The sequence below is a fragment of the Vibrio navarrensis genome (assembly GCF_000764325.1).
Lineage (GTDB): Bacteria > Pseudomonadota > Gammaproteobacteria > Enterobacterales > Vibrionaceae > Vibrio > Vibrio navarrensis.
Genome location: NZ_JMCG01000002.1, coordinates 608,905 through 623,452, shown reverse-complemented (window position 1 = coordinate 623,452; position 14,548 = coordinate 608,905). Strand labels below are relative to the sequence as shown.

11 protein-coding genes and 1 pseudogene are annotated in these 14,548 nt (G+C 48.1%); 5 read left to right on the top strand and 7 right to left on the bottom strand.

What is annotated here, in order from left to right; translation table 11 throughout:
- Positions 1-47 precede the first annotated feature (47 nt).
- Positions 48-977 (bottom strand): LysR substrate-binding domain-containing protein, encoded by a 930-nt coding sequence (locus tag EA26_RS17205; protein ID WP_039430358.1) that lies wholly within the window; start codon positions 975-977, stop codon positions 48-50.
- Positions 978-1,076: 99 nt separating this feature from the next.
- Here EA26_RS17205 and EA26_RS22480 point away from each other — a divergent pair, with 99 nt between their 5' ends.
- Complete coding sequence (locus EA26_RS22480) at positions 1,077-1,280, top strand: DUF1127 domain-containing protein (RefSeq protein WP_039430357.1); 204 nt, start codon at positions 1,077-1,079, stop codon at positions 1,278-1,280.
- A 99-nt stretch (positions 1,281-1,379) separates the two neighbouring features.
- Here the strand turns inward: EA26_RS22480 and EA26_RS17195 are convergent, their stop codons facing one another.
- Positions 1,380-3,065: an AMP-binding protein gene (locus EA26_RS17195; protein WP_039430356.1), complete on the bottom strand. Its 1,686-nt coding sequence runs from the start codon at positions 3,063-3,065 to the stop codon at positions 1,380-1,382.
- Between the two features lie 251 nt (positions 3,066-3,316).
- Positions 3,317-4,459, bottom strand: coding sequence for a chromate efflux transporter (gene chrA, locus EA26_RS17190; protein WP_039430355.1), 1,143 nt, complete (start codon positions 4,457-4,459; stop codon positions 3,317-3,319).
- Positions 4,460-4,507: 48 nt separating this feature from the next.
- Between chrA and EA26_RS17185 the strand changes: the two genes are divergently transcribed.
- Positions 4,508-5,467, top strand: a complete 960-nt coding sequence (locus EA26_RS17185) for a LysR family transcriptional regulator (RefSeq protein WP_081946344.1) — start codon at positions 4,508-4,510, stop codon at positions 5,465-5,467.
- A 198-nt stretch (positions 5,468-5,665) separates the two neighbouring features.
- Positions 5,666-7,265: pseudogene (locus EA26_RS17180) on the top strand (methyl-accepting chemotaxis protein).
- A 66-nt stretch (positions 7,266-7,331) separates the two neighbouring features.
- Here the strand turns inward: EA26_RS17180 and EA26_RS17175 are convergent.
- Positions 7,332-7,886, bottom strand: a complete 555-nt coding sequence (locus EA26_RS17175) for a gamma-glutamylcyclotransferase family protein (RefSeq protein ID WP_039430354.1) — start codon at positions 7,884-7,886, stop codon at positions 7,332-7,334.
- A 135-nt stretch (positions 7,887-8,021) separates the two neighbouring features.
- On the opposite strand from EA26_RS17175, the gene EA26_RS17170 reads away from it, so the two are divergent.
- Complete coding sequence (locus tag EA26_RS17170) at positions 8,022-9,206, top strand: NnrS family protein (protein ID WP_039431632.1); 1,185 nt, start codon at positions 8,022-8,024, stop codon at positions 9,204-9,206.
- Between the two features lie 62 nt (positions 9,207-9,268).
- On the opposite strand, the gene EA26_RS17165 is transcribed toward EA26_RS17170, so the two are convergent.
- The gene (locus EA26_RS17165) at positions 9,269-10,720 is read right to left on the bottom strand and encodes a RimK family ATP-grasp domain-containing protein (RefSeq protein ID WP_039430353.1); all 1,452 of its coding nucleotides are present in this window, start codon (positions 10,718-10,720) and stop codon (positions 9,269-9,271) included.
- Positions 10,721-10,786: 66 nt separating this feature from the next.
- On the opposite strand from EA26_RS17165, the gene EA26_RS17160 reads away from it, so the two are divergent.
- The gene (locus EA26_RS17160; protein ID WP_039430352.1) at positions 10,787-11,890 is read left to right on the top strand and encodes a GNAT family N-acetyltransferase/peptidase C39 family protein; all 1,104 of its coding nucleotides are present in this window, start codon (positions 10,787-10,789) and stop codon (positions 11,888-11,890) included.
- Positions 11,891-11,899: 9 nt separating this feature from the next.
- Here EA26_RS17160 and EA26_RS17155 read toward each other — a convergent pair whose 3' ends face one another.
- The gene (locus EA26_RS17155) at positions 11,900-12,829 is read right to left on the bottom strand and encodes a zinc transporter ZntB (protein WP_039430351.1); all 930 of its coding nucleotides are present in this window, start codon (positions 12,827-12,829) and stop codon (positions 11,900-11,902) included.
- 98 nt (positions 12,830-12,927) lie between these two features.
- Complete coding sequence (glpD, locus tag EA26_RS17150) at positions 12,928-14,469, bottom strand: glycerol-3-phosphate dehydrogenase (protein WP_081946345.1); 1,542 nt, start codon at positions 14,467-14,469, stop codon at positions 12,928-12,930.
- Positions 14,470-14,548 lie beyond the last annotated feature (79 nt).

Sequence of the window (14,548 nt, the reverse complement as noted above, 5' to 3'; positions counted from 1 at the left end):
TGAATATCAAGGTACGCTAAGCGGCTCTCTTTGTTCATTTGACTCAACTATTCGATATGGCTGATCACATCGATGCCGGTGAGAGGATAAGCACATTGAAAGTTGGCTATTTCGTCGAGAAGCCACTGGCGAAAAAGCTGGACTTTCTCTCGGCGGAAATAGCCGGCAGGCGCGCACATGTAGTAGCTGTATCTTGGTTTTAACGCGGTATTGCCAATGCGCACTAGCTTTCCTTCCTTTATATAGCGTGCCGCGAGTGAGTGCTTGACCAACGCCACGCCTTGTACCGCTAACGCGCCCTCCAAAACAAAGTGCGAGCCGTCATATTTGAGTGTCGACTGGCCCCCCTTGAGCCCGAGATTATGCAGGAAAGAGGCCCAGTCCATGTCTGGCCAAGTGTCTTCAATCAGTTCCACTTGGTTGATGTCTGCCAGCGTTTGGATATTGTGCTGTTGCCGATAAATCGGGTGGCAGACGGGATACATAACATCATCCATCAACCATTGGCTCTCAATATTGGGGTAGTTTCCTCGTCCGTAGCGGATGCATAAATCGATTCGGGAATCATCAAATGTGATCAGTTGATTGGTTGGTTCGAGTAGCAGAGCGATATGAGGATAACGGCTTTTGAACTCGGTTAATCTGGGCACCAACCAATGCTGAGCAAAAGAGGGCAAGGTGGAAACCGATAGCTGCTTGGGGTTAGGATCGGTATTGATTAAGCGAATCCCTTCTTGCAAGTGGGTAAAGCCTTTCTTTGCCTGTTCAAAAAGCAGCACACCTTCCGCGGTCAGCTGTACTTTTCTATGTTGGCGAACAAAAAGATCAACGTTTAACCACTCTTCCAACTGCCGAATTTGTTGGCTAACCGCCGCAGCAGAAACAAATAGCTGCTCGGCCGCAAGCTTGAAGCTGCCTTGCTGGCAAGCGACATAAAAGTAATACAAACCTTGCAGCGGTGGCATCCTCTCTTTCACTTAAGTATTCCTTAACTTAATGACGATTTATATCGTTTGAGGCTTGGAGTCGATAAAGCGATTATTAGCTCGAACAAAGCTTAATATCAAGGAGTCAATATGGAATCCAGCATAAATCATCTTCCATTAAATGCGAAGAAAACAGTACGGTCGCTTAAGTGTTTATTTATCGAAGTGTTGCGTTGGAAACGAAACCATCACACGCGGCGACAGTTGTCCGAGCTGTCAGAACATATGTACAAAGATCTTGGTCTGACTAAAGAACAAGTTTCGAATGAGGTGAAGCGTAGCTTTTGGGACTAACTGAGAAAGGTCATATCGATGTTTTTAATGGAAAAACCGCAGACTCAGGAATAGGAATAAGGCTGCGGTTTTTTGATTTTTAAGGCGTTGCTGGACGGGTTATTCTTCCCAAACGACCAATTTATCTTTTGGCCAGTTGTGACCAATTTCGTGATACTTCTGCTCAAGCACATGACGTTTTATTTTCAGTGTTGGCGTCAAAATGCCGTTTTCGATACTCCAGGGCTCTTTAATCATCAGGACTCCCTTGATCTGCTGATGAGATTCCAATTCGGCATTCATGCGTTTGATGACTTTTTGCGTGGTCCGTTCATACCGCTCACGGTCAAAATGAGGGAAGTTATGTGGCACAACCAGTAAGATTGGTGCCGGTAACCCGGAGCCAATGAGGCACATCATCTCCACACGGCTGTATTCAAAGAGTTTTTTCTCGATGGGAACAGGTGCGACAAACTTTCCTTTGGCGGTTTTGAAGGTGTCTTTCTTACGACCTTGAATGGTCAAATAGCCTTCGCTGTCGATGGAGCCTATGTCGCCAGTATGTAGCCAGCCTTCTTTATCAAAAGATTCTTTGATCGCAATGTCATTCTTATAGTAGCCAGAAAAGAGCCCTTGGCTGCGAACCATGATCTCGCTATCTTCGGCGATTTTCAGTTCAATGCCCGGTCCTGCATTGCCAACACTGCCGATTTTGTCGGCCCTAAATGGGTAATTCAATGTGGTGTAGGCAAAGGCCTCTGTCATCCCCCAAGCTTCAGTAATGTTGAGCCCGACACTGTGGTACCACTGGAGCAGTGCAGGGGAGACTGGGGCGGAGCCGCAACCCAGCACGCGAGCTTGATCTAAACCAAGTCCATCGGCCAGCTTCTTTTTGATCAAGGAATTGACTAAGGGAATCTTCAGCAAAAAATTAAGACGTTTTTGCGGCAATTTGTCTTGGATGCGCTGCTGGAACAGTGTCCATAAGCGTGGTACGGAAATGAACAGCGTTGGGCGCTGCATTTTGACATCTTCGATAAAAGTATCCAGCGATTCGGGAAAGGCAGTAGGAACACCTCCGATCACTGAAGAGCCAAAGATATAGACGCGCTCAGTGATGTGCGCAAGAGGTAAATAAGAGAACAGGCGGTCGTTTTCTTGAATTCCGATGTGTTTAATCAGTTGATGCACCGACCAACAAAATGCGCCATAAGTGAGCATCGCGCCTTTCGGCAGACCAGAGGTTCCAGAGGTATAGACTAAAGACATCAGTTTGTCATCGTCGTGCTGCGGGCGTTCTTGACTCGGCTCGGCCTTGGCAATTAAGTTTTTGTACTGATATTGACATTGTGGCGCAGAATCATACGGCAAAGCGATGCTCTTGATATCGGTCATCTCATCGATAACTTTTTGCGTAGTCTCTGGATTATCAAGTTTACCCGCGATCAAAATTTTACTTTCACTGTGGTTCAAGCAGTATTCAATCGTTTCCGAACTCGCGGTGGGAAAAATCGGGACACTGACGTAATCGCCAAGCATCATCGCCAAATCGCAGATAAACCACTCGGCGCAGTTTTTCGAAATCAGTGCGACGCGATCGCCCGGTTGTGCCCCGAGTTCGCGAAGAGCGGTGACTAAACGCAGGGCTTGGTCAGCCACTTGTGCATAGGTGAACTCGACGAACTGGCGGTTAATGATTTGTTTTAGATAGACCTCATTGGGGCGTTCCGCTGCCCATTTTAAGATCATTTCATTTGGCGGTGGGAGAGCACAGTTGGGTTTGCTTAACTCGTTAGGCTGAATCATTCTCTAACTCCATGTTATTGGCAAAATAATCGTTATTGTTATGTTAATTTATTGTTAATCTAGCATGGTTTGGGTTGGTCAGAAATAAAAATCCACGTTTTGTTGTTGAGAAATTGTGTCAAGAAATGGATCTAATCCGTTTCACTGACTTTTGTCGGGATGTGGTATCGAGAAGAGAAGTCGGCGTTGCCTAACTGAAGTCAAAACAACCCGTTGGGCAGTCAATAGGCTTAACCATCCTGCGAGTAGGACTAGAAGCTGCCGCTGACAATACCAGCGAGCATAAAGAAAATAACCAGCGCTAATATGGGCAGCTTTACCTGTTTGTGTAGAAAAAAGCCGCACAAAATTATCCCGACATCAAGACCAGAGCTTACCGCACTGCTAAACACGGGTTGATAAAGCGCCGCTACCAGTAGACCCACCACTGACGCGTTGACGCCCATCAATGCGCCACTGACTTTCGGTTTGTTTGCCAGTTGTTGCCAGTTTTTCAAGACAGCGAGCATCAGAAGAAAACCAGGCAGAAAGACGGCGCATGTCGCGACTAAGGCTCCGAAAATCGGTGCTTGTGGATGAAGTACATAGCCAATGTAGGTAGCAAAGGTAAACATAGGCCCGGGCACGGCTTGTGCAGCGGCGTAACCGGTTAAAAAGGCGTCTTGACTGAGCTTATCGCCGACAATGTTTTGCAAAAGAGGCAGCACTACATGACCACCACCAAACACCAGGCTGCCTGCTTGGAAGAAATCGTTGAAAAGCGTGAAAAGAGAGTGTTGGGTCGCGGCAATGGGCAGAACCAATAGCAGCAGAACAAACATCACCAGTGGCCATAGTGACGGTTTAAACTCGGATGGAGAAGCGACCTTGTCGTTTTTTATAAAGGCCACACCAATCACGGCAGCCACAAGTAACAGCAACATTTGTGTCGCGATAGAAGGGAAAACCAGCAAGGCAAAAGCAGTGACCACACACAGCGCTGTGGTTAGACGTGTGCGACAAAAATTCTGATACATGCCCCAAGCCGCATCGGCGACCACCACCACGGCCAGCAGCTTGAGACCATGCACTACCTGTTCGAACCAGATATTGCCCATGATTTGGCTGCTCAGCAGCGCCAACAGCAACATGACAATGACTGACGGAAGCGTAAAACCGAAAAAAGCCGCACAAGCCCCAGCTAAGCCCCCTTGTTTGTAGCCTAAACCAAAACCGACCTGACTTGAGCCCGGCCCCGGCAAAAATTGGCTTAAAGCGACTAATTGAGCGTACTCCTCATCGCTTAGCCAATGGCGTTTTTCCACAAAGGTATGACGAAAATAACCAATATGTGCTGCAGGGCCGCCGAAACTGATCCAGCCCAAGTAAAAGAAGGTTTTGAAAATTGTGAACATGGATTTTTCTCATATAAATGATGAGCACACTGTACGCAGCGACTTATAATGATTCAAATTAATAGTTTTCATTTTTTGTATGAACAGGATGGGATGAAAGTGCTCGGCGATCTGAACTGGAAGAATATGGATCTGAACCTGCTGGTGGTCTTCTCACAGCTTTACCGCTACCGGAGTGTCAGCGTAGCCGCCGAAATGGGCTTTGTTAGTCAGTCAGCCATGAGCCACAGCTTAGGCCGTCTACGTATCATGTTGGACGATCCGCTGTTTGAACGCAAAGGGCACAAGATGGAGCCAACCGAGTACGCACATAAAATTGCGCCGTTTATTGATGGGCTACTTGAATCGATTTCACGCGAGCTTTTGACTCGGCGTGAGTTCTGCCCATCACAGTTTGAAGGTGTTTGCCGTATCGGTTTGACCGACTATGCAGAGTTCATCTTCGCGGCTCAATTGTATGACGCGATACGTTCGGAAGCACCTAACGCGCAAGTCAGCTTTGTCAATGTCAACCGTCAAAACTATCTCTCCTTAACGGAACAAGAAAAGTTGGATGTGGTGATAGGATCGATCCCACAACTGGATAGCAAGTTTTGCGCGCAGTACCTCTACACTGAGCGCCATGTATGCCTGTGCGATCCAAAGCTTATTGATGTGCAAGGCATGACGTTAGAGAAATTTGCCGCGCTTGAACAGGCATTGGTCAGTACTGATGGCAGTTTGACGACACAAACCGACAAAACGTTAGCTTCATACGGTTTGAGCCGCCGAGTCTCTTTAGCCAGCCGAAACTTTCTTACTATTCGCCATCTTCTCGCTGGCCGAGAGTTAATCGCCATCGTGCCGGAACGCATGGCGAAAGCGAACGGTTTTGATGATGGCCTGGTGACGTTTCAGCCACCTCTCGCCGTAGCCGATTTCGATATCTCCTTGGTTTGGCATTCGAGTGCCACACAGAGTGACAAGGGACTTTGGCTTAGAGGGGTGGTGAAAGCTTCGATCGAATAGGTTAAATGGCCAGAGTAGACGCATAACTACTTGGTGCATTTCATGGTTTTGCATAATGTTTTTTGAGCTTAATAACAATCTGCATTTCTATTCTGGCAAAGTAAAAACCGTCGACCATGCTAAATAAAGTGAGTCTAAAAATAACAAAATTATCAGTTTCAACATTTGTTCAAGATTGATTTAGGGTGGTATCACGTCATGTTGAAGCTAAGAAACATCAAAGTCAGCTACAAGCTGACTATTATTATTGCGGTTGGAATACTGGGATTTCTCTCTACTGGCTATTTCTGCTAATGCACTTAAACAAAACCTCATTTTTGAAAGAGAAGCCCGCTTAAATGCGGTGATACGCAGTGTGTTTTCTCAGGTGGCTTATCTCAATCAGACGTTACCGAGACAAGAAGCGCAGCAACAAGCGAAAGCATTGATCAAACATACACGCTTTGACGGCGAAAATTATCTATTTGTGATGGATGAAAACCGCTACACCATTGTCCATCCCATTCGTGATGATCTGGTCGGAAAGCAGATGGGTAATGGTAGCGACGGGCAATTTTGGTTCACCATGGTAGAAAAAGGCAGTAGTGGCCGAACCGGATCATTGATCTACCCTTGGCAGAATAATGCTGGCCAGCCAGCCGATAAGCTCTCGGTGGTACAAGGTTTTGCGCCATGGGGATGGATTATTGGTTCGGGTATGCTGCTAGATGGCATTGAAGCGGCGGTCAACCAGCAGATCATGAAAATGGGGCTAGCCACTTTAATCGTCACCTTGCTGATGAGCGGCTTGGGTATTGTGATTACCCGTGCTGTAGTTGAGCCATTGCAAGCGATTCGCGAAAGCATGAAGCAAGTGGCGAAAGGCGATTTAACCGCTCGCGTGAAGGTTGAAGGTCGAGATGAGTTCGGCCGCTTGGCGCACGATATCAACGAAAGCATTACTTCGGTTCGGGATGCTCTGTATGAATCCGTGCAGTCAGCGTCAGAAGTGGCCGATGCCGCGGTGCGTATTGCTACTTCAGCGGAAGAGACCAGCCAAGCGGTAGTCAGTCAGCGCGATCAACTCAATCAACTGGCGACCGCGATGAATGAGATGAGTGCGACGGTGGCCGATGTGGCCGGGCATGCTGAAGATACGGCGCGCGATACACTCGATGCAACCAAAGAAGCCAACCTCGGTGATAAGGATGTGCATTCTAGTGTCGATAGTATTCGCCAACTTTCTGTTGAGTTAAATGTGGCTAATGAGCAGGTCAACAAACTCAAAGAAGGCGTGATGCAAATCAGTGAAGTGACCAGTGTGATTAGCGGCATTTCTGAACAAACCAACCTTCTAGCTCTTAATGCGGCAATTGAAGCCGCTCGCGCTGGTGAACAAGGACGAGGCTTTGCCGTGGTCGCAGACGAAGTGCGTAATCTCGCTGGGCGTACTCATCATTCGACCGATGAAATTCAAACCACGATTAATCGTCTGCAGCAACTCGCCGTGGCTGCGGTGGATGCGATGCAAAAAAGCCGCTCTTTGGCCGACAGCAGTGTGGCTCAGGCAGAGCATGCTGGAGAAGATTTACAGCTTATTGTTGACCATATTCGTCATGTGAGTGACAAAGCGACGCAAATAGCCACTGCCGCGGAAGAACAGAGTGCCGTGGCGGAAGAGATGAATCGCAACGTCAGTGGGATTAATGACGCCGCGATGGAGATGTCGCAAGCCGTCAATTTCTTGGCCGAAGAGAGTGAAACATTAGCGGAACTCTCTCGCCAGCTCGATGAAAAAATGACGCGCTTTAGACTCTAATGTTTGTCGAATAGACCGCTTATGTCGCTGTTCTATCGACTTATTGATAAATGACCCAAGGGAGCATTATGCTCCCTTTTGTGTAATCAGTGCATCGATCAGTGGATAGTGATGCTCCTCAACGCCAGCTAAATTGCCATATTTTGGCGCGTGGCGGTCGTTTTCTTTGGGAAAGTGCCAACCGACAGTGTAGTCGATAAAATGACGGGCAAAATCGGCCGAGATTTCCAAGCAGCCAGCTAAAACCGTATCGACATAGGTTTGCATGATAGGGCTTAAAGTGCAGGGCGGTTCCGGCTGCTCTTTTACATAAACCCAAATCGGATAGTCACGATGAAATGTGTGTTCCGTTTCTATCTGTTCTGCGCTGATGGCAATGCGGTGATAACCGCGCTCTCTTCGATCAAACTCAGCTAATGCCAGCTCATTAATCTCAAGTAACACTCCGTTGACTTGGCTGTCGCCGCGGTTAACCACCAAAGGTGAGAGAACATAGCTTTCATCCACTTTGCCCCAATAGCGCACTAGGCCATGAGCAATAACAGGAATTGCTTCGCCTGTTTGTCCGGTTAATTGGCGCGACGCTGAATTGATCAAACTACCATAACCAAAGATATACATATGAGCTCCCAAAGTGATCGCGGTGAGACTATTTATACCCACCTGAGAATAATTTTAAACTTGTATTTATTTTGCATCTTTTGATGTTACACTGCTGTTAGGCGAGCAAAATCAAATCAAGTTATGGGGGCTGCGATGATAAATATTACGGATAAGCGGGTAGAGGAAACGATCCCACCTTGGTTAAGACTGGGGTTTCGTCCTTTCTTTCTACTGGGCTCGATTTATGCAGTCGTCGCCATTGTTGCCTGGGTATGGATGTTTCAAAAAGGGCAACCTTCTTGGTTGGCGGTCCCTGCGCTGTGGTGGCATGTCCACGAAATGCTGTTCGGATTTGCCATGGCGATCGTCGCTGGCTTCTTACTCACCGCGGTACAAAACTGGACAGGGGTTAATGGCACCAAACACCATCGTCTCGCTTGGCTGGTGGTACTTTGGATCTTACCAAGAGTTCTGCTCTGGACACCCACGCCACTTTGGCTGACCTCCAGTATTGAAGCCTTGTTCCTTGCTTTAGTCGCGTATGAAGTCGGCAGTCGCGTGGTAAAAGCGAAAGGTTGGCGCAACCTGTTTTTCGTGCCCCTTTTTCTGTTGGCGATAGCGGCCAATTTTGCCAGTTACGCCACCATAAAAGGCATGCCGCCTTTTAGCGCCTCCGCAGTGTGGCAGGCAATGTTGTGGTGGTTTACCTTACTCCTTTCGGTAATGGGCGGCCGCGTTATCCCGTTTTTTACTGCCCGTCGTTTTAACTTTGAAAAAGCGCCGACTTTAGTTTGGTTAGATTGGCTGGCAAACTTGCCACTGGTTTTGCTGTTTGTTCTTAGCTTTTTCCCGGTCACTTTTCTGCAAATCGGTCCGGCGCTGATGCTGTTTACTGGGATTGCACAATTGGTTCGTTTTTGCCGTTGGCAACCATGGCGAACATTGAGCGAGCCTTTGGTTTGGTCACTACACGGCGCGTATTTGTGTCTGCCGCTTAGCTTGATCTTGCGAGGTATTTGGCATACTCCGCTGGCAACGCATAATTTGCTGCATTTATTTGCCATCGGCGCGTTGGGCGGCTTGATCTTGGCGATGATTGCGCGTGTGACGATGGGGCACACCGGGCGGATGATATACAAAGGGCCTAATCTGCGCGTCGCTTTTCTCTCCATTTTGTTGGCGGCGTGCGTGCGCAGCTTGGGGGTGATCACTTTCCCTGAACATCTGTTTGTGTGGGTAAACTTGAGCGCGGCGCTGTGGGTTATCGCTTTTACCTTGTTTGTGGTTAAGTTTGGCAAGATGTTACTCACGCCAAGGGTGGATGGACATCCGGGATGATAGAAAAAACCAAGCCACTCATTGTGAGTGGCTTGGTTGTTCGCAGAGCTTGTTGTGTAAGATTAGAAACCGCGCATCTGAATACGGCGCAAGAATTCGGTCATGATGCGATCGTAAAGTAAATCACCGAGGAAAGCGTCTTCGACATGATGATCGATGCTCGGGTTATCATTGACTTCAATCACGTACACTTGGCCATCAATCTCTTTGAGATCCACGCCGTAGAGGCCATTGCCGATCAAGTTGGCCGCTTTGAGCGCCACATCCACCACATTTTTCGGCACTTGTTTTAGATCCAGCGTTTCAAAGCCACCGGAAGAGACGCGGCCGCTGTTGTGATGCTGATAAATCTGCCAGTGACCACGGCTCATCATGTATTTACAGCCAAAGATCGCTTGGCGGTTCAAAATCCCAATGCGCCAGTCAAAGTCGGTTGGCATAAAGGCTTGAGCCAAAATCAACTCGCTTTTTTCAAACAACGCCGCGGCTTCTTTTTCCAGCTCTTCTTCATTACGTACTTTTACTACGCCACGTGAAAAAGCGCCGTCTGGAATTTTCAGCACCATAGGGAAGGTTAATTCGCTGAGTAGATCACTTTTCCACTCCGGGTCAAAGTTTTTCAAAATCACGCTGGCTGGCGCGGGTACTTTGTTGTTTTTCAGCAGCTCAGTGAGAAAGACCTTGTTGGTACATTTCATGATCGACTCGGAGTCGTCCATCACCACCAGTCCTAGTTTCTCGGCCGTTTTGGCAAAGCGGTAGGTATAGTTGCTGATATTGGTGGTCGCGCGGATAAATAGGCCATCGAACTCACCAAGGCGCGAAATTTCATCACGAGAAATAGTTTCCAAATTCATCCCTAAACGTGCAGCGGCACGCTTAAAGCGTTTGAGCGCGGAAGGGTCTGACGGGGGCATTTTCTCTTCGTCATCGACCAGCATCGCGATATCGTAGCGATATTTTTTCTCTTGCTTGGGTTTGCGCCATACTTTGTTGGAGAACATCTCTAGCGATTCGATAAAGAAGTTTTCCTCTTGTTCTTCAAGATCTTGGAATGGGAAAGGCTGTACTGAGTCGATTTGCCAGTTGTGCTGATTGCGGGTCATTTTCAGCTCAATCACTGGCACCATAAATTGTTCAAAAAGGCGTCTGGCCAGCTTTTCTAGCCCTTTTTGCTCTGTACGGCCAAAATAGATCTTGCACGCGATCTCATCTTGATCTTTCGGTAGACGATGAAGGCGAAGAAAACCGGAGGAGATCAATAATGGCTGGGTAATGTCGTTGATGGCGGTGACGGTCGGAATGACGCGATGTCCACGTGCGCCTGCCATCAGTGAACAGTAGTAGCCACTGCTCATGTAACTGTAATCTCGGCACAGGTTAACAACCTGTACACTGCGCTGATTGTGTTGCCATTCACTGTCTAAATATTGGGCAACATTGACCACTTGTTCGGATGGAAAATACTGCTGCCAATCACTGGTTTGGTCAGTCACAATTAAAAGATTTGCCATCTCTTTTTTTCCTTAATAAACGAGCTATGATGAGGAAGCTTTCTTACTCATTCCCGAAGGTGCCAAATGGATTTTCGTGTCGCGAAAATGACCGATCTTGATGCGTTAAACAGGCTGGAAAAAGAACTTTTCACTGGTGACAGAATTGCACCGAGACAAATGAAACGTTTTATCCAATCTGAGCATGCCGTACTGCTGGTTGCGGATAGTGGCCAACAGTTAGCAGGCTATGCGCTGTTACTGTTTCATCAAGGAACACAACTATCAAGATTGTATTCGATTGCTGTAAGACCTGACTTTCGTGGGCAGAAAATTGCTCAGTCTTTGATTGAACTATGTGAGCGTTCGGCCATTGAACAGGGTTTCACTACATTACGCCTTGAGGTTCGCGAAGACAATACAGCAGCAATAAATTTGTACCAAAAATTGGGTTACAAAACCTTTAAATTACTGATTCATTATTATGATGATTTGTGTGATGGCATCCGCATGCAAAAACGGTTGGCGCACTATGGGCCGAAAACGTTACTACCGATGCCTCTATACGTGCAGACTACGCCGTTTACTTGTGGCGCGGCGTGTTTGCTGATGGCCTTTGCACATCACACTCCGGAGTTTACGCCGTCAAGAAAAGAGGAGTTACAACTGTGGCGTGAAGCGACAACCATTTTCATGGCCGCTGGGCACGGCGGTTGCAGTGGCCACGGCTTGGCGCTTGCTGCGGCGCGACGTGGTTACCATGTCGAGCTGTGGAGTCATGCTAAATCGACCCCGTTTATCGACAGCGTGCGAGATGAAAACAAAAAGCAAGTGATTGAAATCGTCCATCAAGATTTCTGCCAACAGTTGCAAGAGTTTGACGTCAGTATGATTGAAGCGCCGCCAAGCCAAATGCAATTGGAGCAGTGGGTCAGCGAAGGGGCGAGCGTGCTACTGCTGATCAGCACCTACCGCTTTAATGGTAGTAAGGAGCCGCACTGGGTGTTGTTGAGCGGCATGAGCGAGCGCTTTTTCTTTATTCACGATCCGCATGCCGAGTCTGAACAAGATGCCATAGCCTCGGCACATGTGACGGTGAGTAAAAAGGCGTTGTCGCAGATCATTGGTTTTGGCAAACAGAAACACACGGCCTGCGTGGTGATCAAACCAGGCTGTGTGCCCCGAAAATAATGGCAATGGTCACCAAAATTTAAGCCGTTTGAGTAGCAATACTTCAGCGGCAAAAATTACCACTAAACCAATGCAAAACCACATAAAGGCAACGGGGGATTCCACACCTGGGATACCACCGATGTTGATGCCCAGCAATCCCGTTAAAAAACTGGTCGGCAGGAAAATACTGGCAATCAAGGTAAATAAGTAGCTGTTACGGCTGATCTTGTCTTCGCGCAACTGTTGAATTTGTTCTTTCAACAGTTGCAGCTCATCTAAGTAGAAATCGATAGTTTCATTGATACGCGTGATGTTACTGAGCGCGTAATTAATCAGCAGTGTTTTGTTTTGTAAAAGATTGAGTTCAGACATGGCGAAGTCGGCAATCGCGTATTGCTGTGGACGAATGAAGCGTTTAACGCTCAGAAGCGATTTCTGCACCTCAATCACATCGCCAATCTGCTCGGTGTCCAACTCAAAGCGTTCGATTTGATCTTCGATTGTTTGCAGATAGCTCTGCAATTTCCCCGTCAAGCCATCAATAATGGCGAGTAGCAGATCGCCGAGTGTTTGCGGCCCTTTATGTTGCGTCAGCGTTTCGCGGATCTCGGAAATGGCTTTGGAGGAGATTTTACGTGTAGAGATTAAGCAGCCATTAAAATAGAGAATACGCACACTTAGCATGTCTTCTGGAGTGGCGTTTTCGTTCATGTTCACACCACGCAGGATCAGCATGAAGCTCTCATCATCATAGCGATGAAAAGAGGGCCGAGACTCGTCTGCTAAAAGGTGGTTGATGGTGCTCAGGGGCACTTGATTGTCGATTAGCCAGTGGCGGATATCAGGATGGTGGCGTTCACAATGATACCAGTGACCTGCTTGCATGCGCAGTTGATTGTTATTTGGCTGATTCGCCGGGGCGGAATTGAAATCCCAGTGATCAATGATAAATCCCATGGATAGGCTCTCTGTTTCCTAAAAAATGGCAGTGTTCAAAGTACGCGACTTACTGCCATGACGCCAGTGTTGTTTGCTAAGAAACAGAGAGCTTAGGTTTAACAGACCGCTTTAAGTGGTGCTGGCTGAGTGCCTTCTACTTGCTGCTTAATGTAGCGTTTGAGTTCATCGACCTGCTCAGGGGTGAGGTAAAGGCCAAGTTTAGTACGTCGCCACAGTACATCGTCTGCGCAACGGGCAAACTCATGATTCAGCATATAATCGATCTCTTTTTGGTAGACACCCTCGGCAAACTGTGTACCCATGTCGCTCTCTTGAGTGACATTTTGCAGCAGCACTCGAGCATCGCTACCAAATTGCGCTACGTAGCGTTGTGCCAAAGCAGGGGTAAGCCATGCGTGCTGCTGGGTCAGTGACGTGGCGAGCTGCTCACGTGTACAACTGAAGTGCCCGCCCGGCAGGGCTTGGTTGGCGGTCCATGCCTGACCCATCTCGCTAAAGTAGGGGGCTAATTTGCGCATTGCCGATTCTGCCAGTTTGCGGTACGTGGTCAGTTTACCCCCAAAGATGGAGAGCAGCGGCGCTTGGTCTAACTCTTGCTCAAGCTCGATAGTGTAGTCGCGGGTAATGGCTTGCGGTGAGTCCGACTCATCATCGCATAAAGGGCGCACGCCGCTGTATGTCCACACGACGTCTTTACGCTCAAGCTGGTGGATAAAGTGCTGATTGACGATATCAATCAAGTACTCGATCTCTTGTTCGGAGATGGCCACTTCGCGCGGGTCGCCTTTGTATTCCACATCGGTGGTGCCGACAATTGAGAACTTATCTAGGTAAGGGATAACAAAAACGATCCGACCATCGTTGTTTTGCAAAATATACGCCTGAGGATCAGGATGCACGCGCGGTACCACGATGTGTGAGCCTTTGATCAAACGAATATTGCGCGGTGATGGTGTATCCAAGCTTTGATCGTAAAACGCTTTTACCCAAGGGCCAGCCGCATTGACCAACGCACGCGCCATGCGCTCAAAACGCTCGCCAGTGTGCTGATCTTGCAGCGTGACTTTCCACATCCCTTCCGTGCGTTCGGCTTTTTCCACTTTGCAATAGTTGCGCACTTCCGCGCCATTTTGCTGTGCGGAAAGGGCATTCAAGAGTGTGAGTCTGGCATCATCCACCCAGCAATCGGAGTACTCAAAGCCCACTTTCATCTCTTCTTTGAGAAGGCCTGTCTGCGCCAGATTGACCTTTTCACTGCTTGGTAACGTTGTGCGTTTGCCAAGGTGGTCATACAAAAATAGCCCACAGCGAATCATCCACGCAGGGCGCAGATAGGAGCGATGTGGCAAACGAAAGCGCATCGGAAAGGCGATGTGCGGTGCTTTTTTCAGCAGCACTTCACGTTCAGCAAGCGCTTCTGAGACCAAACGAAACTCATAGTGTTCAAGGTAGCGCAGACCACCGTGGATCAGTTTCGAACTGGCTGAAGAGGTGGCTGAAGCGAAGTCTTTCATTTCATATAAACCAACGCTAAGCCCACGGCCTGCTGCGTCGGCGGCGATACCAGCGCCATTGATCCCACCGCCAACGACAATGAGATCAAGAATTGGAGATTGTTGAGGTTGTGAGTTCATCATAGAAGCTGACCTATTTTTGTATTGTTATGTTGAGCGAACGAACATTTTGGAAACTAAAAGAAGCCTAACCGAATTTTCG

Excerpts from the sequence above, each read along its gene's own strand:
- EA26_RS22480 (WP_039430357.1), top strand. The coding sequence starts at position 1,077 with ATGGAATCCAGCATAAATCATCTTCCATTAAATGCGAAGAAAACAGTA.
- EA26_RS17195 (WP_039430356.1), bottom strand. The coding sequence starts at position 3,065 with ATGATTCAGCCTAACGAGTTAAGCAAACCCAACTGTGCTCTCCCACCG.
- chrA (WP_039430355.1), bottom strand. The coding sequence starts at position 4,459 with ATGTTCACAATTTTCAAAACCTTCTTTTACTTGGGCTGGATCAGTTTC.
- EA26_RS17185 (WP_081946344.1), top strand. The coding sequence starts at position 4,508 with ATGATTCAAATTAATAGTTTTCATTTTTTGTATGAACAGGATGGGATG.
- EA26_RS17175 (WP_039430354.1), bottom strand. The coding sequence starts at position 7,886 with ATGTATATCTTTGGTTATGGTAGTTTGATCAATTCAGCGTCGCGCCAA.
- EA26_RS17170 (WP_039431632.1), top strand. The coding sequence starts at position 8,022 with ATGATAAATATTACGGATAAGCGGGTAGAGGAAACGATCCCACCTTGG.
- EA26_RS17165 (WP_039430353.1), bottom strand. The coding sequence starts at position 10,720 with ATGGCAAATCTTTTAATTGTGACTGACCAAACCAGTGATTGGCAGCAG.
- EA26_RS17160 (WP_039430352.1), top strand. The coding sequence starts at position 10,787 with ATGGATTTTCGTGTCGCGAAAATGACCGATCTTGATGCGTTAAACAGG.
- EA26_RS17155 (WP_039430351.1), bottom strand. The coding sequence starts at position 12,829 with ATGGGATTTATCATTGATCACTGGGATTTCAATTCCGCCCCGGCGAAT.
- glpD (WP_081946345.1), bottom strand. The coding sequence starts at position 14,469 with ATGATGAACTCACAACCTCAACAATCTCCAATTCTTGATCTCATTGTC.